Here is a 22,124-nt window from a genome sequence, read left to right on the forward strand (position 1 = left end):
ATTAACCATTCAAATATGTCTGAGATACACGTTGTTTATCCACTTTACTTATCATGGTCTCCCATCCTTTATGAAAAAGCTTTCAAAACAATGGTTGTTATTCGGTATTATTTTACTCTTGGTTCTTTCAGGTGGTCTCACTTACTGTGGCTACAGCCGGAGCCACAGCCGGTTTACGCAACACAAACCGTGAAAAGAGGCCACATTGAAAATAATGTCCTTGCGAATGGGATGTTACAAGCTTCCAAATTAGTCAGTGTCGGTGCACAGGCCTCCGGTCAGATTGTGAATTTACCTGTCAAGCTCGGTGAGCAGGTCAAAAAAGGGCAGCTCATTGCACAAATCGATAGCTTGACACAACAAAATAGTCTCAAAGAATCCCTCGCCTCTCTTGCTAGTTTGAAAGCACAGTATCGTGCGAAACAAGCGCAAATCCGCCAAGCGCGACTGGCCTATGACCGTCAAAAAGCGATGCTGGCAGACAATGCCAGTTCCAAAGCCGATTATGAATTAGCCGAGTCGAATCTTGCTGTCTATCAAGCAGAACTGGATCAACTGAGCGCCGGTATTGAGCAAGCTGAAATCAATGTTGATTCAGCCAAAGTTGATCTCGGTTATACGACAATTTCAGCACCAATGGACGGCACGGTTGTTTATAGCGCAGTAGAAGTTGGCCAAACCGTGAATGCCAACCAGACAACCCCTACTATCGTTGAATTGGCAAACCTAAACCAGATGACAGTGAAAGCAGAAATATCCGAAGCAGATGTCATACATGTTCATTCAGGCCAACCGGTCTACTTTACCATTCTGGGTCAGCCAAACCATCGTTATCACGCGACTTTACGTGCTATTGAACCCGGTCCAACAGTGATGGACGGGGACGATAGCGATATGACATCAAATGACTCAGAAGCGATTTATTATAATGGTTTGTTTGATATCGATAATCCGGATGGTGTGTTACGTATCGGTATGACGGCCCAAGTGACGATCATCCTCACTCAATCTGACGACGCATTAATTATTCCCTCTCAGATCTTACGCCCCAATGACCATGATCTAAACGGTTATCAAGTTCCGGTGTTGGTGAAAGGTCAAGTCGAATTTCGTGATGTCACGATTGGCATTAACAATAAAGTCCGGGCTGAAGTTCTCAGTGGACTGAACGAAGGCGATCAAGTGATTCTCAGTTTACCCAGTGGTGACTCGTATACACCTCGTCGTTTCCGTCGTTCGATGGGGATGTAATACATGAAGGATGCATTACTTCATTTGTCTGGTGTATCACGCACTTTTCCTGCCGGAGAACAGACGCTGACCGTTTTGAAAGACATCAATCTCACGATTGAACACGGAGAAATGGTCGCAATTGTCGGTGCCTCCGGTTCGGGAAAATCGACACTGATGAATATTCTTGGTTGTCTTGATAAACCCTCACAAGGCAATTATCTCATCAATGGACAAGATACCTCGACAATGCGTGGTGACGATCTGGCTCAACTCCGTCGGGAATATTTTGGGTTTATCTTCCAACGCTATCATTTGTTGGGTGATTTAACCGCAGTCGATAATGTTGAAGTCCCTTCCGTTTACGCAGGAAAAGCACGCAAGAGTCGTCGAGAACGAGCGAGTCAACTGCTGACACGTCTTGGATTAGGCGAGCGTTTAGATCACAAACCCAGTCAGCTCAGTGGTGGACAGCAACAACGGGTCAGTGTCGCCCGGGCACTGATAAATGGTGGTGATGTCATCTTAGCGGACGAGCCCACCGGGGCTTTGGATAGTCACAGTGGTGAAGAGATGCTCAAGCTGCTGCAAGAACTGCATCAGGATGGCCACACGATCATCATCGTGACACATGATATGCACGTTGCCCAATTCGCAGATCGCATCATTGAAATTAAAGACGGTGAAATCATCCGTGATCAACAGCATCACAAGCAACGGCACTATGTGCACCGAGAAAATCAAGCCCCGCAACCACAGCGTTGGTTCAACGGGGATCGTTATATCGAAGCCTTTAAAATGGCTCTACTGGCCATGTCGAGCCATCGTCTCCGCACCTTTTTAACCATGCTGGGAATTATTATCGGCATTGCATCTGTGGTGTCAGTCGTTGCTTTAGGTACCGGATCACGACAAGCCATTTTGAAAAACATCAGTTCAATGGGAACCAATACCATTGATATACGACCGGGAAGCGGATTTGGTGATCGGCGGGCAGATCGAATCCGGACACTGAGTGCCGGTGATGGCGATGCACTGAAAATGCTGCCTTTTGTCGATAGCGTGACGCCATCGATCAGCAGTAGTGTCACCATTCGTTATACCAACAAAGCCGTAACAGCAAGTATTGAAGGGGTCGGGCCGGAGTATTTCCGTGTCAGAGGTTATGAGATTGAGACAGGGCAATACTGGGATAGCCACAGTGTTGAATCATTAGCGCAGGAAGCCGTAATTGATCACAATACCAAACAGGAACTGTTTCCGCAGAGCAATCCAATCGGCCAAGTCATTTTTCTCAATACATTGCCCGTCCGAATTATTGGTGTCACCCAACCGAGAGAAAGTGCATTCGGCAATAATGATTCACTGAAAGTCTGGGTTCCCTATACCACCGTCTCCGGTCGAATGCTCGGTCGTCCCCACTTGGATCGGCTCACGGTTAGAATCAACGATTCCGCGCCCAGTCAGGCTGCCGAGCAAGCGATCATTGCTCTCCTGAAAATGCGCCACGGTACGCAGGACTTCTTTACGATTAACACGGATACTATCCGCCAAAGTATTGAAAGAACAACTGCAACCATGACTCTGCTTATTTCGGCAATTGCCGTTATCTCACTTATTGTCGGCGGTATCGGTGTCATGAATATTATGTTGGTTTCCGTCACGGAAAGAACCCGGGAAATCGGTGTACGCATGGCGGTCGGGGCAAGACAAAGTGATATCTTACGCCAGTTTCTGATTGAAGCCGTGTTAGTTTGCCTCTGTGGTGGTGTGTTAGGAATTTTACTCGCCTTCCTGATTGGTGTCATATTTTCGTATAGTGGCAGCAATTTTCAGATGATTTATTCCACAACATCCATTATCACCGCATTTCTCTGCTCGACACTCATCGGGGTGCTGTTCGGATTTCTGCCTGCACGTAATGCAGCCCGTCTGGACCCCATCGAGGCACTGGCAAGGGATTAATAACCAATGAATGCAATCATGCTCAAACCAGTGTTTAACATTGCTATATCTACCCTACTGCTGTCGGGTTGTAGCATGCTAACCCACACCAAATTCACACCGCCACAGATAGACATTCCGGCAGCATGGCAGACACAACCGGTGAACGAACAGGTCAGCCTTAACCCATGGTGGGAACGATTTAACGATCCGATGCTCAACCAACTCATTCAACAGATGCTACGCATCAATAATGATCTGGCATTGGCAACCCTCACACTGCAAAAAGCACGTCTGGAAGCAGGCCTGAGTGAAACCGACCAATATCCTGAATTGTCATCCACACTGGCAACATCACATTCAAAACGGTTGGATTCCGGCAGCAATAGTAAAAGTTACTCAGCCAACCTCTCTGTCAGTTATGAATTGGATCTATGGGGACGTGTCGCTTCATCCGTCAATGCAGCCCAATGGACTGCGATTGCCAGTGCCGCAGACAGGGAAAGTACCGCACAAAGCCTCGCCTCAACGACGGCTTCGCTCTATTGGCAAATTGGTTACCTAAAAGAGCGTGTCGCATTGAGTCACAAAAGTATTGCTTACGCTAAACAAATTCTGGCGCTGGCACAACACCAATACCAAAGTGGTGCGGTTTCTGAATTGGATGTTCTGGAAGCCAAACGCAGTTTAGCCGGACAACAAGCCGCTCATAGTGATTTGCTGCAATCCTTGACCGAAGCAGAAAACGCGCTGGCCATCCTCTTCAATCAACCCCCAAGGGAAAGTCAGTTACAGATTCAGTCGCTCCCCCAAGGGCCGATTCCTGAAGTCGCCGCTGGTGTACCGGCGGATCTGTTGGTCAGACGGCCAGATGTCAAAGCCGCACTTTATGAACTGAAATCAGCGCTGGCAACCCAAGATGCCACCGTAGCAGGATATTTACCAACCCTGACGCTGACCGGCTCTGTTGGTGACTCTTCCTCGCAATTGCGCGATCTGCTGACCGATCCGCTCGGAACACTGGGTGCAGAATTTATCCTGCCTTTTTTACAATGGGATAAAATGTCACTGAACCGAAAAATCGCTCAGACCAATTATCAAACGGCGCTGGTGAACTATCGTCAGACTCTCTATACCGCAATGAAAGATGTTGATAATGCACTCTCAGCCAAACAGCACTATCAATATCAGAAGCTCAGACTCAAAGAACAGTATGATGCAGCAACAGCAGCAGAACAGATTTATGCCAGTCAATACCATCATGGTGCCGTGAGTATCCGAGACTGGCTGGACGCACAAGAAACCCAGCGTAGTGCGCAGGAGGCATTACTGGAAAATCGCTACAACCAGTATCAAATTCAGGCCACGGTATATCAGGCTCTGGGAGGAAGTGATATTGCACCGCCACTTACGGCACGCAATCCTTAAGTTCGCCTGTACAAGATCACAAAAGGCCGGGATAAACCGGCCATTTTATAGACACATAACTGATTCAGCCCCGAACTCAAAAATCAGATGGCTGATATTTCAGATACCGCCCACTCACCCAAGCAACTTCATTGCGGAACTGAATCATCGCCCAACCTTGTGAAAACCGATAAACATAAATGTTCTCACCATACGCCAACTGGCCGACCGGGCGGCCATCCAGTAAATTAGCGCCACGCACATTCAACCGTTTTGCAGTCACCACATAGTGGCCGGCCCCCCGGTGAAGTGTTTCCCGGCTCGGTTTTTGCGCGGATAACTTAGATTTAGCCTGAAGCTGCTGATGAGCACTTTTCTGAACATGATGACATGCCTGTCCCTTCAGACAGCTATTGGCTTGAGCAGTGAATGTGAAAGACAACCCCAAGCAGAACAGTGTTATTATTTTCATACGTTTTTTCATCATTTTTTCATACGTTTTATATACGACCTTGCGGTATTGTCCAACTGAAACATATCGCATTGACGCATATTCTATACACAACTGATTTCAAGATACAGTTATCGCATAACAATGGCTCATTCCAATTCAGCATATGAATGATTTAACTGACAATCAACCATGCGTTTTGCCTGAACGGCAAAATCGCCAGAGAGGCGTGATTGAGCTCAGGAACGATGAAAACCGCTATGATGTTGTGTTTCAGGCGCTACACTTTAAAACGATGAATGATCTGGTTGGCCCCCCCCCGCCATAACAGTGCCGGGTCATATTGCGCCTGTTCAAACTTGCCATCGATCAATACATCGATCATCTCGACGATAGCACGCTGTTGCTCTGATAAGTCATCCAATGTATATCCGGTCCACATCCAGATATCCTTACCGGGACACTCATCTTTAACCCTTTTCACGAGTTGATAAATAGCAGTTAAATTGGCGGGGTGAAGCGGGTCTCCCCCCGACAGCGACAGGCCACGCCGATAAATCCGAGTATCCTGTAAATCGGCAATAATCTGATCTTCCAACGCTTGCGTAAATGGGTGACCAGAATCAGGAGACCATGTGCATTGGTTATAACAGCCTCGGCATTGATGCTCGCACCCTGAAACAAACAGGGTGCAACGCGTGCCTTCGCCATTGACCACATCAATCTGATGGTATTGATGATAATTCATAGTAATTACAGATGTTTCACTCGTCGTTTGACTTCTTCTTGCTTACCGAAATTAAACGGACGCGCATCAGGGCTGCCTAAATAACCGCATACCCGACGAATCACAGACACTTTAGCCGGATCGTGGTTACCACATTTCGGACAAACAAAGCCTTTACTGGTACAGGAAAATTCTCCGGTATAGCCGCACTCATAACATTCATCGATCGGAGTATTGGTACCGTAGTAAGGCACCCGGCTATAGCTGTAATCCCAGACGTTCTCCAGCGCTTCAACGTTACGCTGCATATTCGGGAACTCGCCGTAACAGATAAAACCACCACTCGAAATCGCCGGATACGGCATCTCAAAGTCAATCTTGTCGTATGGATTCACTTTTTTCTCAACGTCGAGGTGGAAACTGTTAGTGTAGTAGCCCTTATCCGTCACACCGTCGATCACACCAAACTCTTTGGCATCAATCCGGCAGAAACGATTACACAAGTTTTCACTCGGTGTACCGTACAGGCTGAACCCATAACCAGTCTCTTCCGCCCAGCGGTTGGTAGCCGCTTTGAGATAACCGATAATTTTTATCGCTTCATCCCGGAGTCTTTGATGATCATAAACATGCTGTTGATCACCAAAAAGTGCGTTGATCGTTTCATGTACCCCGATATAGCCCAGTGAAATCGATGCCCGACCGTTTTTAAAGATATGGGCAATCGGCTCATCCGCTTTGAGCCTGACGCCACAAGCCCCTTCCATATACAGAATCGGTGCAACCCGCGCGCGGACTTTCTCTAAACGACTAATGCGGGTCTCCAGTGCCCGACGCGCCAGTAACAGACGTTCATCGAGCAGTTGGTAGAAATGGGTTAAATCCCCTTTGGCCTGTAATGCAATTCGCGGCAGGTTCAGACTCACAACCCCGAGGTTATTCCGGCCGTCATGAATCAATTCGCCATGCTCTTCATAGGTACTGAGGAAACTCCGGCAACCCATCGGGGTTTTAAAGGAACCGGTCACTTCAACCACGCGATCATAGTTAAGAATATCCGGATACATCCGCTTGGTCGCACAATCGAGCGCCAGTTGCTTGATATCATAATTGGGATCACCGGCTTGATGGTTTAAGCCGTCTTTAATTGCAAAAACAAGTTTCGGAAACACTGCGGTTTTATGATTTTTACCTAAACCGGCAATCCGGTTTTTCAAAATAGAGATTTGAATCAGCCGCGACGCCCAACTGGTACCCAGACCAAAACCGAATGTCACAAAAGGTGTCTGTCCGTTGGCAGTGTGTAGCGTATTGACCTCATATTCCAGTGACTGGAATGCGTCGTAACACTCTTTTTCAGTCCGCGCCATTGCAAATGATTCGGGATCGTGAATGTCCCATTCGTGGGCAATATCGAGATGTTTGTGATAGCTCGCCAGCACGTAAGGTTCCAAGATTTCATCGATGCGGTTAATAGTTGTACCGCCATAAATATGGCTGGCAACCTGAGCAATAATCTGAGCGGTTACGGCTGTTGCTGTCGAGATCGATTTCGGGGTATCAATTTCTGCATTGCCCATTTTAAAGCCATGCGTCAACATCCCTTTCAAATCAATCAACATACAGTTGAACATCGGGAAGAAAGGCGCGTAGTCCAAGTCATGATAGTGAATATCACCAGTTTCGTGTGCCTGCACGATATCACGGGGCAGAATGCGAGTCTTGGCGTAGTGTTTCGCGACAATCCCGGCCAGCAAGTCACGCTGAGTCGGAATCACTTTGCCATCTTTATTGGCATTTTCATTCAGTAAGTCAGCATTGCTTTCATTGATCAAACCTTCGATTTCTCGTGTCAGCGCACTCTGTCTCTCTCGGGCAATATCACGATCATGACGATATTCGATATAAGAACGAGCCAGTGATTTGTAGGGCCCCTGCATCAATTCGTTCTCGACCAGCGTTTGAATTTCTGCAATATGAACTTCTTTGTAATCCTTGAGCTTCAACTCAACAGCCAGCGCAACATTTAAAGCATAGATGGCCAGTTCTTGATCAGCATGTTCGGCTGCGGCTTCAACCGCAGCCTGAATTCTGTCGCGATGAAACGCGGCCCTTGAGCCATCGCGTTTGATTACAATCGGTTTCACTTTTTCTCCTTACCCCTCATCGTTCACTTTAGATGAAACACATGATATAGGGTTTCATATCGATACATCAACACTACATATTGTAGTGCATTTAACGAAAAGCCCCCTACGCATGTATTGATCAAGATCAACAAAGCACAGCGAATGGATAAGATAAACACGATTATTATCAGCAGATCTCATTTATGAAAGAACATCACTGAAAAGCGAAATTTTTTCACCACCAGGGTGGATTTTTCACGCCAAACGGTTTTTCATCACCGCAAAATACAACACCGGAATCACGATCAATGTCAGTAGCGTGGACACAAAAACCCCGAAAATCAAACTAATCGCAAGCCCGTTAAAGATTGGATCATCCAAGATAAACAGAGAGCCAATCATCGCTGCCAGCGCTGTCAACAAAATCGGTTTTGTCCGGACTCTGACAGAATTAATCACGGCTTCGGAAAATGCCATCCCCTGAGCATGCTCCTGACGGATAAAATCCACCAGTAAGATAGAATTACGCACAATGATCCCGGCTAACGCAATCATGCCAATCATTGAGGTCGCGGTGAATTGTGCATGCAGGAGTGCATGCCCCGGCATCACACCAATCATCGTCAGTGGAATCGGAGACATGATAATCAGCGGTGTCAGATAAGATTTAAAATGCGCCACAACCAACAGATAGATCAAGATCATACCGACAGCATAGGCAATCCCCATATCTCGAAAAGTTTCGTAGGTAATTTTCCACTCACCATCCCACAATACCGCAACCTGACTGAGGCCCGAGGGTTGATGGATATAGTTCTGCTCAACCGGAAACGGCAGTGTTTTCATCCTGCCGGCAATCTCAAACATGCCATAGAGCGGGCTGTCAGTGCGACCGGACATATCGCCGACCACCATCACCATCGGGACCAAATTCTTATGCATGATATAATCATCTGCCGCGATCTGACGTACCCGAACCAAATCAGACAGCGGATATGCAATCCCGTCCTGACTGGTGACTCGCATCTCAAGCAGTTGTGACAGATGCGCTTTATCCCCTTCAGTTGCCTGAAGCTGAATCGGAACCGGGTACTTACTATAATCGGTATGCAAATAACTGACAGGTTTACCACCAATTGCGGTCGCCAGCGTCTGTACAATCGAGGCATAAGACACTTGAACCAGAGCCGCTTTACGACGATCAATCATCACCTGCCACTGTTGATGCGGTTCCGGCAGATAAATATCCACATCGACAATATCGGCACTGGTTTGGAATAAGTGACGAATCTGTCTCGCGGCTTCCGAGCGTACCGCAGCCGTCGGCCCATAGACTTCAGCTAAAATCGGAGACCAGACCGGCGGGCCCGGAGGCACTTCGACCACTTTCACTTTCCCGCCAAAAGCGCTGGCAACAGCCACCAGCTTGGGCCGGAGTTCACCGGCAATCTGATGGCTGTCTTTATCCCGCGCGCCCTTGGGCAATAAATTGACCTGAATATCCCCCTGATAAGAGCCAGAGCGGGTAAAATAATGCCGGACCAGACCATTAAAGTTCATCGGTGCCGCAGTCCCGGCATAAATTTGATAGTCATGAACTTCAGGTGACTGATCGAGCACGGCCGCCATGTCGAATAACACCCGCTGCGTGCGTTCCAACGATGTGTCATCCGGCATATCCAGTATCACCTGAAATTCAGATTTATTATCAAACGGCAACATTTTCAGAATCACGGCCTGATAAACAGGGAGCAATAGTGAACCGATAATCAGCATCACGATCCCGCCACCGAGTAACCAACGATTCCGCCGCTGACGGGGCGATAACACAAAAGGAGCCATGATTCGCTGCACAAGTACCTGATTCGGTTCTTTTGTCTGGTCATGAGACCGATTGCGCAATAATTTTACCGCTAACCAAGGAGTTAAAACAAAAGCGACAGCCAGCGAGATAAACATCCCCATCGATGCATTGATCGGAATCGGGCTCATGTACGGCCCCATTAATCCGGTGACAAATGCCATCGGTAATAGTGCCGCGATCACGGTAAAGGTCGCCAGAATCGTCGGCCCCCCGACCTCATCGACGGCATGAGGCAGCGAAAACTGCTGACCCTTTAATGCCATATGTCGATGAATGTTTTCCACCACCACAATGGCATCATCGACCAAAATACCGATGGAAAATATCAATGCAAACAGAGAGACGCGGTTGATGGTAAACCCCCATGCCCATGATGCAAACAGAGTCATCATCAGGGTGATCATCACCGCGATGCCAACCACAATGGCTTCTCGCCATCCCATGGTGATCAGCACAAGGATGACCACCGCACCGGTGGCAAACATCAGTTTGCCGATCAAAGTATGACTCTTCTCTGCAGCCGTGTTGCCGTAGTTGCGCGTCACATCGACTTTCACATCCGCGGGGATCAACTGATTCCCAAGTACCTGCAATCGCGCTTCAACATCCCGGGCAACCGCCACCGCATTTTCTCCGGATTTTTTAGCGATTGCGATTGTAACGGCGGGTAGCAAAGTGGATTTATCACTGGTCCAAACATGCTGAGTCGGGGTATTGGCACCTAAGTTCACAGTTGCAATATCACTGAGGTAGACAGGAGCCTGATTATGCATACCAACCAAAAGTTGTCTGACATCCGCCACGCGATGGAGAAATTGCCCGACTCGGACCGGAATCGCTTGATTATGATCCGTGACGATCAACTGCGAAGAATGGACGTTTGCGGACTGAAATACCTGATTCAGTTGATCAATGGTGATACCAAAACTATTCATCCGCACCGGATCAAGCCGGACATCAACAATCATGTCATGTCCCCCGACGGTATAAATATCCCGGGTTCCGTCAATGGTTTTCAGCGCTGTTTCGAGACCATGTGCCACTTCCGTCAGTTGTTGTTGCGTCATCTGACCGTCGGGATTACTGAGGGTAAGGCTGACAATCGGCACGTCTTCAATGCCTCGCGGTTTGATCACCGGCTCACCGACCCCGACACCGCTCGGCATCCAGTCTTTATTCGAATACAGTTTATTATAGGTTCGCACCACTGCATCATTGCGCGAAACACCCACTTTAAAAATCGCAACAATCAGGGCACCGTCCGGCTGTGAAAAAGAATAGATATTATCAATGCCCTGAATCTCGGAGATAATTTGCTCTGCCGGGTTGGTGACCAAATGTTCGACTTCTGCCGGAGAAGCACCGGGAAAAGGGATATAGATGTCGGCAAAAGTCACATCAATTTGTGGTTCTTCCTCTTTCGGAGTCACCAGCACGGCAAACACGCCCATGAGTAAACCGACCAATGCTAACAGGGGGGTTATGGCCGAGTGTTGAAACAGTGCGGCAACACGCCCGGAAATGCCCAGTTTTTTTTCCATTATGCGCTCCTCTTACTGTGCATCGATTGGAAAAGCATGGGTCACAATCTGATCCCCGATTTCCAGTCCGGATAAAATTTCAACCGAGTCACCATAGTCCTGCCCGAGCCGGACCGGATTCAGTCGCTGTGCGTTTCCCTCATCCTTCACACGAAACACGGCACTAAGCTCTCCTCGTCTGATCACCGCAGTTTTCGGCACCAGCACAACCTGCCTGTCCCCGGTATGGAATGACGCTTTCACCCACATCCCGGGCGCAAGTTCAGCGTCGCTCGTCTCCGGTAATCTTAAGCGAATCGTAAACGTATGAGATTGCGGATCAGCATAACGAAATAACGTATATTGGCTTGGTTGCAGTACACGTCCATCCGGCAATTCAATCGAAAACTGTTGCGCCTGTGTCACCAAAGCACGATATCGCTGCGGCATTTGAAATTCGACCCGCAACGGTGACATCCCATAACCACTCAATAATGGCATTCCGGGCGTGACCGTTTCTCCCAACTCAACATGACGCTGGGTAACAATCCCGGCATAAGGCGCTTTAATACTGGTATAGCCTAATGCATCTTTTGCCTGCACCACCGCAGCCTTGGCAGCTTGAACAGCAGCAAATGTGGTTCGGGCACGCGCTTCCGCACTATCGAGTTGCCCTTGAGAAACTGCCCCTCGTGAAATTAACTGTCGAAAACGTTTCACCTGTGTCTGAGCTTCGTTATTCTGAGCAACGGCCTGATTCAGTTGCGCCATCGCAGCATCGTAAGATGCGGTTTGTTGGGTTGCACTGATTTCAAGTAACACATCACCTTGTTGTACGACATCATTCACATCCACGGCCATACCGACGACGCGTCCGGAAGTTTGAGCCGCTACCGTACCTTGATTGACAGGCTGCACAATCCCATCGAATGTGACTTGCTCCGGTATCGTTTCACGCGTGACTGTTAGTGTCTGTCCCGCTAGTCGTTCCTTTGTCTGTCCCGCTAACAACTCTCCTGCCTGCGCCTCTAAAACCGTCTGTCCCGCTAAGACCATCACCAGACCCAAGGCCAGTTGCCGTATGTGCTGCTTCATCAGATTCCCCTCCTTTGGCGAACCTCTTGTTGTTTTCATTGATGATATGCCTGATTGAAGTTCACCGTATCAATCACTCACTGCATAAATACAAAACGCATTGCTTTCCACAACAAAATTGTTTTTCACAAAATTGCTTTTCACCCAACCAATCACGACTTCCCACTTTGTGATTCTGGTTCTTCACAAAACAACATCTGCAAATTGACGATGATCTGTGCGGCCCGACTATCAGTCAGTGAATAAAACACCTGCTGTGAGGACTTGCGGCACTCGACCAAATGATGTTTACGTAGCACCGTCAAATGCTGAGAGAGTGCAGACTGACTCAAGGTTGAGTTTTGTTGGAGTTGTCCGACCCCGACCTCTCCCTGTATCAATTGGCACAAAACCATCAGTCGCTCAGGGTGTGCCATCATTTTCAAAAAATCAGCCGCCTCCTGAGCATGGGCTTTGATACGCTCAACCTCAGTGACTTGGTTAAGATCATGGTTGACTTGCATGAACACTCCACGAAAAAAGATTTCTATGATTTATTATATTAGATAAAACTTATTTAGAAATACAAATATTAGACCATATTAAATTAGACTTCACTAATTTTTAGTTCTATAGTCTCTTCTATAGATCGATAGTCTCTTTTAGGTTGATAGTCACTTTTAGAGCGACCATCACAATAAATCCCCACAAGGAGTATGTCATGACCATTGAAAATGGCGTTCGAATCATCGCGGGCAGCATGGTACTGCTTTCCGTTATTTTGACTTATTTTGTCCATCCCTATTTTGTCTGGTTGACTGTTTTTGTCGGGCTCAACCTCATTCAAAGCGCATTGACCGGTATCTGTCCGGCAGTGTTCATTCTCAAAAAGCTCGGATTGAAAGCGTAGTCTCAGTCTCAAACGTGAAAAGGCTTACTTATGACAAAAATTGTAATTATCGGTGGTGTTGCCGGCGGTGCTTCGGCAGCCGCCCGGGCACGCCGTCTCAGTGAAACAGCACAAATCGTCATATTCGAACGCGGTCCGTTTATCTCTTTTGCCAATTGTGGATTGCCCTATCATATCGGTGGTGACATCAAAGAGCGCGGTAATCTTCTGTTGCAAACGCCAGAGAGCTTTCTGGCTCGCTTTAATGTTGATGTTCGTGTCATGAATGAAGTGCTCCGCATTAACCGCGCAGAGAAAACTATTACGGTGCGTCATCTGCCAGACCAAAGTGAATACACCGAAAGCTATGACTTCTTACTTCTAAGCCCGGGAGCGAGTCCGATTGTTCCGCCCATTCCGGGGTTAGATAACCCATTGACGCATTCACTACGCAATATTCCAGATATGGATAAAATTATCCAAACCATTAATACCAACCAAGTTGATCACGCTACTGTTGTGGGTGGTGGCTTTATCGGGTTGGAAATGATGGAAGCCTTTCACCAGCTTGGGATTAAAACCACGCTGTTAGAAATGGCTGACCAAGTGATGACGCCTGTAGACCGTGAAATGGCTGGTTTCGCTCACGCAGAGATTCGCGCTAAAGGCATCGACTTACGTTTAGGTACGGCATTGAAATCGGTTGAATTCAAACCAACGACCTCACTGGCGAGCATGGATTCTGGTCAGGCAGAGCACCAACATGTAAATGGTGAACTCGAACTGACACTGAGCAATGGTGACACGCTCACCACCGATATCCTCATCATGGCGATTGGTGTTCGCCCTGAGATTAAACTGGCTTCAGAAGCCGGTCTGCAAATTGGTGAATTTGGTGGTATTTATACCAATGAGTACATGCAAACCAGCGATCCATCTATTTACGCGGTGGGTGATGCCATCGAAGAAAAAGACTTCGTTACCGGCAAACAGACATTGGTTCCTTTAGCTGGCCCGGCAAACCGTCAAGGCCGTATGGCTGCTGATAACATGCTGGGTCGCAGCGAAACTTACCAAGGTACGCAAGGTACTGCAATTTGTAAGATCTTCGACTTGGCAGTGGCTTCAACCGGTAAGAACGAGAAGCAGCTGAAACGTGAAGGCGTTGAGTACCAAAAAGTGTATGTCCACACGGCAAGTCACGCCAGCTACTACCCGGGAGCTGAAGTGGTTTCGTTCAAAATGCTGTTCGATCCTAAATCAGGCAAGATTTTCGGTGCGCAAGCGGTGGGTAAAGATGGCATCGATAAACGTATTGATGTGATGGCGGTGGCTCAGCGTGCCGGAATGACAGTTGAACAACTACAACACCTTGAGCTGACTTACGCGCCGCCATACGGAAGTGCGAAGGATGTGATTAACCAAGCGGCATTTGTGGCAACCAACCTCATCAAAGGCGATTCAACCGCGATTCACTTTGACGAGATTGATAGCCTGACAGAAGACCAACTGCTGCTAGATGTTCGTAACCCGGGTGAACTACAAAACGGTTACCTACCCGGTGCAGTCAACATCCCGGTTGACCAGCTTCGTCAACGTATGGATGAACTACCAAAAGACAAAGAGATTGTGATCTACTGTCAGGTAGGCCTACGCGGAAACGTGGCGTACCGTCAGCTAGTGAATAACGGTTATAAAGCACGTAACCTACTTGGAGGTTACCGTACTTACCTGTTTGCTAAAGCGTAACCTATAACTGAGTTTGGAAAACTAGATATAGACCAACACATATGTGTTGGTCTTTTTATATAGAGAAGATGGATAAATGACGCAAACGCTGCACCATGTATTTTTTTGCACAGATGACAATGTATTACGTGCTCGATTTCACCGTTGATCTTTCTCCAGCTTGAGCAATGCCAGCGTTTTCACGCTGGCTTTTTCACATTTTTACATTGGCTTTGGATTAGTGTTGTTCAAGACCGTTGCCACACCCCTATTTCACAGATAGCTTGCAACAAGACCAGCGCCCTCTTTCGCTTTACAAACGTAAATCGATTCCTTGAGGCCGGTTTCTTGTTCATATCGGGCTTCAACCGTCGCTTTGACGCTTTCAACCAATGTCGATGGTATCAGTGTAACGATACAGCCACCAAAACCACCGCCGGTCATACGCACACCGCCCTCGTCGCCAATAACCTCTTTTACCATCTCGACTAAGGTGTCGATCTCTTTCACGGTGATTTCGAAATCATCACGCATTGAAGCATGTGATTCAGCCATTAACTGCCCCATGCGTCGCATATCATTGGCGCGCAGCGCTTTTGCGGCTTCCAGCGTCCGTTCATTTTCAGTGATGACGTGACGGGCACGTTTCGCGACCACTTCATCAAGTTCTGAGCGTCGGTCATTCAGCTGCTCAATATTCACATCGCGCAGGGCTTTGACACCCAAGATACGTGCTGCGGTTTCACATTGCTCGCGACGTGTGTTGTATTCACTGTCCACTAAGCCGCGTTTTTTGTTGGAGTTAATGATCAGCACGGCCATGTCTTCCGGCATCGATACCGCCTCTGTTTCCAGACTACGGCAGTCCAATAACATGGCGTGGTTTTCATGCCCTTGCGCGGAAATCATTTGATCCATAATGCCGCAGTTGCAACCGACAAATTCGTTCTCCGCTTGCTGACCATTTAATGCAATTTCAGCTTGACTGATGTCCAGATTGAATAGCGCTTTAAACGTTTGTCCGATGACCACTTCAAGCGCCGCAGACGAGCTTAAACCCGCACCTTGCGGCACATTACCGCTGACAGCCATATCCACACCACCGAGCGGATAACCGCGGGCAAGCAAGCACTTCACCACGCCCCGAATATAGTTCGCCCACATTTTGTCTGGTTGGAAAGTGATTTCCCGACTGATATCGAACTCATCCACTGCATTGTCATAATCAACGGAGACGACACGAACCCGGTTATCATTGCGCTTTGCCGCAGCAACCACGGTTTGGTAGTTAATCGCACACGGCAAGACAAAACCGTCATTGTAGTCAGTGTGTTCACCAATCAAATTCACACGACCGGGGGCTTGGATAATATGGCTTGGTGCATAGCCCAACACGTGTTCAAAATACTTTTTCACATTTTGGATACAATCAGACATAGGGATGCTCTCTTAAAAATAAAAATCAGTGTCGGGATAACGCGTTGCGGCTCACTTTTTAGCAGTACAGTCGCACTATCCCGTTCTTGTTGATCAAGCGAATGTGTTATCAACTGAATATGTTATCGACCGAATACGTGTTCTCAGCCGAATATGAAGGCTCACTGCTCTTCTTTGTAGTGCACATCGCTCAGATTACGCAGACGCTGCGCCGCTTGTTCTGCGGTGAGATCGCGTTGTGTCTCTGCCAGCATTTCGTAACCCACCATGAATTTACGAACCGTCGCACTGCGTAGCAGCGGCGGATAGAACACCGCATGTAATTGCCAGTGTTCGATACTCTCTTCCTCTGCATCCGCTTCGGTAAAGAACGGCGCATAGTGCCACCCCATACTGTATGGGAAAGAGCATTGAAATAGGTTGTCGTAACGGCTGGTCAGTTTTTTAATTGCGACGGCGAGATCATCCCGTTGTGCCTCACTCAGTTCACTCATACGGCGAATATGTGTTTTCGGCAGCAGCATGGTTTCAAACGGCCATGCCGCCCAATAAGGCACCAAAGCAAGCCAGTGTTCTGTTTCAACGACAATGCGCGAGCCGTCTTTGAGCTCAGCTTGCACATAATCCACCAACAACTGCCTGCCATGCGCTTGGTAATACGCTTTTTGGTGATGATCTTTGCGTTCGATTTCGTTCGGTAAGAAGCTGTTCGCCCATATTTGCCCATGCGGATGCGGTTGAGAGCAGCCCATACTTTCGCCTTTGTTCTCAAACACTTGCACCCAAACGTAATCTTTACCCAGCGCTTCGATCTGCTCATTCCATGTGTCAATCACACTGCGGATTTGCTCCACCGCCAGCTCCGGCAAGGTTTTGCTGTGGTCTGGTGAAAAGCAGATCACGCGACTCAAACCGCGTACCCTTTGGGTTTTAAACAGTGGATGGTCTGACGCCGGCGCATCGGGTGAATCGACCATGAGTGCGGCAAAATCATTATTGAACACGTATGTGCCTTGGTAATCCGGGTTGACATCGCCAGAGACACGCTTGTTTGTCGGGCAAAGGAAACACGTCTCATCGTAGCTTGATAATTGCTTAATCGCAGGTTGCTCATCTGCGCCACTCCAGGGACGTTTGGCGCGATGGGGTGAAACTAAAATCCATTGACCCGTGAGTGGGTTGTAACGACGGTGTGGGTGATCCACAGGGTTAAATTCGACGTTCGGCATCTTATTTACTCAACTGTTAAAATTTTTTCTTTGCATTCCCCAATCCAATTGGGGGGCAGCCGGACAACAAGGTCATAAGGCAACACGCTTTCCCGTTGCCATCCCTATCAATAATTGATGTCGTTGGCATGAGAAAACGCTGCGGCTTCAATTACACCGTGGAATAGCCTTGTGGGTTATTGATTTGCCAGTTCCAGGTATCGGCCGCCATCTCTTCCACGCTGCGTGTTGCTTTCCAGCCAAGGTCACGTTCCGCTTTTTCGGTGCTTGCCCAGCATTCGGCGATATCGCCCGGACGACGCGGACATAGCTCGTAAAGCACCGGATGACCGCAAGCCTTACTGAAGGCTTCCACCATTTCAAGCACACTCGATCCTTTGCCTGTCCCGAGGTTATAAATGTGTAATCCTGACTGTTCACCCAAGGCTTTGAGCGCTGCAATATGGCCGTCGGCTAAATCCATGACATGAATATAGTCGCGGACACCCGTTCCGTCCGGGGTTGGATAATCGTGACCGAATACCGACAGTTTCTCTCGGCGACCAACCGCAACTTGAGCAATAAATGGCATCAGGTTATTGGGGACGCCTTGTGGATCTTCTCCCATCGTGCCGGACGGATGCGCCCCGACCGGATTAAAGTAGCGTAGCAAAGTCATACTCCAATCTCCTTCAGCGAGGAATAAGTCGCTCAGACACTGTTCCACCATGTATTTACTGCGCCCGTAAGGATTCGTGGTTGCACCGGTTGGCGATTCTTCAGTCATCGGCACCATGTCAGGATCGCCATACACAGTTGCAGAAGAACTGAACACCAGACTTTTCACACCCGCTTTACGCATACAACGCGCCAGCACCAATGAACCATTGACATTGTTGTCATAATATTCCAACGGTTTAGCAACGGACTCGCCGACCGCCTTGAGGCCGGCAAAGTGAATCACAGCCTGGATATCATGGTTGGCGAAGACCGAATCTAAAAAGGCGTCATCGCGAACGTCACCTTGATAAAACAATGGTTGTTTGCCCGTGAGCGCTTCAATTCTGCTTAACACTTCGATTTTAGCGTTACACAAATTATCGATAATAACGGGGGTCATACCCGCTTCAATGAGTCGGACACATGTATGGCTACCGATATATCCCATTCCGCCTGTAACCAGAACGTTCATTGTTGATTCTCCATAACTAATTTCAGATTATTTCGTTTTGTATTTAAACTTTGAAAATCGCCACGTCTTTCGTTAATGCTGAGGAAACTCGGCTAATATCACCATGAACACTCACGATAGCATTTGCACTATGGGTAATTTCATCGCTCAGAGCGTTGGACCGTTCAATCTCCGAGTTCAGCTTCTTCATCATTGCGCACTGAGTATCTGACGCTTTAGAGACACATGAATTAATGGTATTTATTTCACTAACAGCCTTTTCAACCAATTGAATTTGTTCAATAACTTCCAATGTACTAGTTCGGCTTAACTCGCTGCTCTTCCGAACCTGGGACATTTGTCCGACAATTTGATCCGACGAGTTGGAAAACTGAATAAGAAACTGGTCAATTTCAATGGTGCTGCTTCGAGTTTTCGACGCGAGTGCCCGAACTTCTTCAGCAACAACAGCAAACCCCTTGCCTGACTCACCGGCTCGCGCAGCCTCAATAGAAGCATTTAGCGCTAACAAATCCGTTTGATCGGCAATTTTCTGAATTGAACTAAGAATGCTACTGATCCCCTGCGAGACTGTCCCCATAACACCGATTGATGAAGATATTTTCGCTGTATTCTCATCTAGAGTGATCACGGTATTTTCAGCAACAACGCCTTTATCTGCCGCTTTGCTGACCTGATGACTGACCTCTTCAGCAAGCGCCATTGCCTGATGGGTTTGCTGTTGGATATCCAGTGATGACTGTCGAATATCATTGATAGCTTGCGACAAACTTTCACTCTGCTTGTTATAACTAGCGACAGTGGAAACATTTCGTCCAATTTGCACATCAAGCTCTTCTCTGGCTTCATTCAACGCTCGGTTCGAACCAGAAATGTTTTTAAACAAAGCCTGTAAATTATCTATAAAGCTATTCACTGACTTAGAGATATCACCTATTTCATCTTGGCGATTAAGATTAATTCTTTGGGTTAAGTCAGCATCACTACCAGACAAACTTTCCACTAATCTCTTTAACTTTGATAACGGATTTAATTGAACATTAAGGATAATCAAACTAATCACCAACATGATAAATGCACAGAGTGACATATACTTGGTAATATCCTGATTTATATTATCTATAATTTTATTGATATAACCATGATCAATATACGAGCGCAAATACCAGTTGGAACCAACGACAGTAATCGTATCCACTTGCTTTAACGCTAAATTCAACTTTCCGGTTGAATAAATATAATTTCCCTGCTCATCCAATAGTTCAAAATAAACACCGGGTACACTATACCGCTCAATTAATTCACCAATTAACCCTAGATTGATAGTAAAAAAGTCCACTACGCCATTCTTCTTTTTCGAAATAATCACTTTTGCCTGACCACTTTCCGAAAAAATTTGCGTTATTTTGATACCATCGACATGGTCACGAGCCAAGTTAATATAGTATTGAGACTGCGCTTTATCCAAGCTGCCTTTATCACTTAATGCGGTCTTATTAATGAGCTTAACAACTTGTTCATAACCGAGTTTTTGCTTAGTATCACGAATACCAATCACACCGAAATCAAGGCTTTCTATCACTGATATATCGCGTTCAAGCGACTGCCTAATTTCACTGCTAATTAAATTTACATTACTCGCCATACGACCATCGTAAGTTTTATTAATATAGTCGCCAATAACAAATTTAACGCTAAAATAAGCTGTAATGATGGTGATTATTAATGACATCCCAAACAATATAATAATCTTATTTTTTAACGACAGAGATTTCATGCATAAGTCCAGATAAAAAGCTCTTGAAAGAAAAATATAGACATATTCACCATCCCTTCCGGCTAATATGATTCACCTCAAAAGCAAATGGCAAAAGATTCCCATGTATAGGCCAGAATGGAATCACACTGGCCTAACAAGGATTAACTCACAATATCAATCAATTACCACCAAGCTTCGATTTGCACACCATAGTTGAATGTGTTGTTACGCTTGTGGTTGTCAAAAGAATTGCTTTCATTGTCTTTCAAATAAGTCACGAAGAAGCGAATTTCCGGACGAGCGAAGAAAGACTCACCGGCTGAGATAGCATGGGCGAGCGTGAGTTTTGTACCGCCGGACTTCTCTTCAGCGCCTGAATCCTTGGTTTTGTCTTGGTCAAAGTAGCCGACTTCTAACATGGTTTTGTTGTATGGTGACCAAATGTAGGTCGGGCGCGCGACAAATGAGACCATGGTTTCCTTATCCAGCCCGTCGCCATGATCTTTGGCATTGCCGTAAGTGAAAACATGATTGATCACGACGTTGTCGCTTAAGTTCAAATCACCGGTACTGATCAAACGGAAGCCTTTGGCATCACTGACATCACCACTCCAGATGTCATACCATCCCCCGCCTTGCGAGATTGCATTTTGTGCCAGCCCTTTGTCCATATACTGAAAAACAAACTTGTTATATCCCAATGAAAATTTTTGACTCAGTTCAGCGGTTAACATCAAACCGTTATCGAAGTTTTTAGCCAAGTCGTCTTGTTTATCGGTTGGATTGACAATAGCATAGTCAACACCGAACTCAGTCCACGAACCTTCCCACGGGCTGAATCCCGCGTAACGTAAATCTAAGAAATAAGTGTTGAGATCACCGTGGCTGGTCTTCTTACCGCTTCCGTCCCACGTCGCCAACTCATTGTCGGCCCGGATAACTGCGGCTGACATCGCACCGGTATTAAACTTGATATTTTCAACCCCCGCACCGTAACCGGAAACATTCCAGTATTTGGTATCGATAATATGAATATCATGGCGTTGATAAAAACGTTTACCGGCCCAAATCACCGCATCAGGTAAAGATGGAATATAGCCCTTCGCCTGAATATTTAACTGTTTAATTCCAAAGTTGGCACTGTCATCTTTACTATTTTCAGACTCAAGATTCCCGTTGGATGACATTTCAATCATACTTTGAAAATACATTGATCGGCCGTCTGCATTAAATAACTCTTGACCTAAGCCAATTTCTGAATAAGTGTCAAACTCATTCCCTAAACGGCCTAATTTCGTTTTGTTAAACTCATCACCGCTTTTCGTGCCGCCGCCGTCAGCACTTGCTCCCAAACCGGCACGGACATAACCATTAAAATCGACCGCAAAAGCTTGAGTGGCAGATAAAGCGCCTAAAATAGCGACTGTCAATATTGCTTTTTTCATCTTCATTTCCTTTTGTATTATTTTTGAGTTATTGGCCGGGTAAATATCGCCATTGCATTAGTTCAGGCAATACTTACCCGTGAGATGAATTTCATCTCATGTTTAAATGTTGTGATTCAT

At 47.0% G+C, this 22,124-nt stretch carries 16 protein-coding genes; 5 read left to right on the plus strand and 11 right to left on the minus strand.

Annotated elements, in window-relative coordinates; translation table 11 throughout:
- Positions 1-90 precede the first annotated feature (90 nt).
- From VRK_RS13000 to VRK_RS13010, 3 genes are read left to right on the plus strand one after another with little or no spacing between them, the layout of a single operon-like run.
- A complete protein-coding gene (locus tag VRK_RS13000; RefSeq protein WP_197413105.1) occupies positions 91-1,251 on the plus strand; it encodes an efflux RND transporter periplasmic adaptor subunit in 1,161 nt (386 codons plus the stop codon).
- A gap of 3 nt (positions 1,252-1,254) precedes the next feature.
- Positions 1,255-3,195 (plus strand): MacB family efflux pump subunit, encoded by a 1,941-nt coding sequence (locus tag VRK_RS13005; protein WP_059121762.1) that lies wholly within the window; start codon positions 1,255-1,257, stop codon positions 3,193-3,195.
- Between the two features lie 18 nt (positions 3,196-3,213).
- Positions 3,214-4,602, plus strand: coding sequence for an efflux transporter outer membrane subunit (locus tag VRK_RS13010; RefSeq protein ID WP_197413157.1), 1,389 nt, complete (start codon positions 3,214-3,216; stop codon positions 4,600-4,602).
- Positions 4,603-4,678: 76 nt separating this feature from the next.
- Here the strand turns inward: VRK_RS13010 and VRK_RS13015 are convergent, their stop codons facing one another.
- From VRK_RS13015 to VRK_RS13040, 6 genes are all read right to left on the minus strand, one after another.
- Entirely contained in the window at positions 4,679-5,053 is a 375-nt protein-coding gene (locus tag VRK_RS13015) for an SH3 domain-containing protein (protein ID WP_157371912.1), read from the minus strand.
- A 259-nt stretch (positions 5,054-5,312) separates the two neighbouring features.
- A complete protein-coding gene (nrdG, locus tag VRK_RS13020) occupies positions 5,313-5,780 on the minus strand; it encodes an anaerobic ribonucleoside-triphosphate reductase-activating protein (RefSeq protein WP_059121765.1) in 468 nt (155 codons plus the stop codon).
- Between the two features lie 5 nt (positions 5,781-5,785).
- On the minus strand, positions 5,786-7,906 hold the full coding sequence (gene nrdD, locus VRK_RS13025) for an anaerobic ribonucleoside-triphosphate reductase (RefSeq protein ID WP_059121766.1): 2,121 nt from the start codon (positions 7,904-7,906) through the stop codon (positions 5,786-5,788).
- 237 nt (positions 7,907-8,143) lie between these two features.
- Entirely contained in the window at positions 8,144-11,293 is a 3,150-nt protein-coding gene (locus VRK_RS13030) for an efflux RND transporter permease subunit (RefSeq protein ID WP_059121767.1), read from the minus strand.
- A 12-nt stretch (positions 11,294-11,305) separates the two neighbouring features.
- Positions 11,306-12,355: an efflux RND transporter periplasmic adaptor subunit gene (locus tag VRK_RS13035; protein WP_443083476.1), complete on the minus strand. Its 1,050-nt coding sequence runs from the start codon at positions 12,353-12,355 to the stop codon at positions 11,306-11,308.
- A gap of 164 nt (positions 12,356-12,519) precedes the next feature.
- Positions 12,520-12,870 carry an ArsR/SmtB family transcription factor gene (locus tag VRK_RS13040; protein WP_059121768.1) on the minus strand — a complete coding sequence of 117 codons (351 nt, stop codon included), beginning with the start codon at positions 12,868-12,870 and terminating at the stop codon, positions 12,520-12,522.
- A gap of 197 nt (positions 12,871-13,067) precedes the next feature.
- On the opposite strand from VRK_RS13040, the gene VRK_RS13045 reads away from it, so the two are divergent.
- Both VRK_RS13045 and VRK_RS13050 read left to right on the plus strand, forming a co-directional pair.
- Positions 13,068-13,256 carry a YgaP family membrane protein gene (locus tag VRK_RS13045; protein WP_059121769.1) on the plus strand — a complete coding sequence of 63 codons (189 nt, stop codon included), beginning with the start codon at positions 13,068-13,070 and terminating at the stop codon, positions 13,254-13,256.
- 30 nt (positions 13,257-13,286) lie between these two features.
- Positions 13,287-14,984, plus strand: a complete 1,698-nt coding sequence (locus VRK_RS13050; protein ID WP_059121770.1) for an FAD-dependent oxidoreductase — start codon at positions 13,287-13,289, stop codon at positions 14,982-14,984.
- Positions 14,985-15,236: 252 nt separating this feature from the next.
- On the opposite strand, the gene galK is transcribed toward VRK_RS13050, so the two are convergent.
- From galK to VRK_RS13075, 5 genes are all read right to left on the minus strand, one after another.
- The gene (gene galK / locus VRK_RS13055; RefSeq protein WP_059121771.1) at positions 15,237-16,400 is read right to left on the minus strand and encodes a galactokinase; all 1,164 of its coding nucleotides are present in this window, start codon (positions 16,398-16,400) and stop codon (positions 15,237-15,239) included.
- Positions 16,401-16,561: 161 nt separating this feature from the next.
- A complete protein-coding gene (locus VRK_RS13060; RefSeq protein WP_059121772.1) occupies positions 16,562-17,629 on the minus strand; it encodes a UDP-glucose--hexose-1-phosphate uridylyltransferase in 1,068 nt (355 codons plus the stop codon).
- A gap of 151 nt (positions 17,630-17,780) precedes the next feature.
- Complete coding sequence (galE, locus tag VRK_RS13065) at positions 17,781-18,800, minus strand: UDP-glucose 4-epimerase GalE (protein WP_059121773.1); 1,020 nt, start codon at positions 18,798-18,800, stop codon at positions 17,781-17,783.
- A gap of 43 nt (positions 18,801-18,843) precedes the next feature.
- Positions 18,844-20,577 carry a methyl-accepting chemotaxis protein gene (locus VRK_RS13070; RefSeq protein WP_059121774.1) on the minus strand — a complete coding sequence of 578 codons (1,734 nt, stop codon included), beginning with the start codon at positions 20,575-20,577 and terminating at the stop codon, positions 18,844-18,846.
- 164 nt (positions 20,578-20,741) lie between these two features.
- The gene (locus VRK_RS13075) at positions 20,742-22,004 is read right to left on the minus strand and encodes a maltoporin (RefSeq protein ID WP_059121775.1); all 1,263 of its coding nucleotides are present in this window, start codon (positions 22,002-22,004) and stop codon (positions 20,742-20,744) included.
- Between the last annotated feature and the right edge of the window lie 120 nt (positions 22,005-22,124).

Origin of the sequence: Vibrio sp. MEBiC08052, assembly GCF_001506075.1 — a bacterium.
In the GTDB taxonomy this organism is placed as follows: Bacteria; Pseudomonadota; Gammaproteobacteria; order Enterobacterales; family Vibrionaceae; genus Vibrio.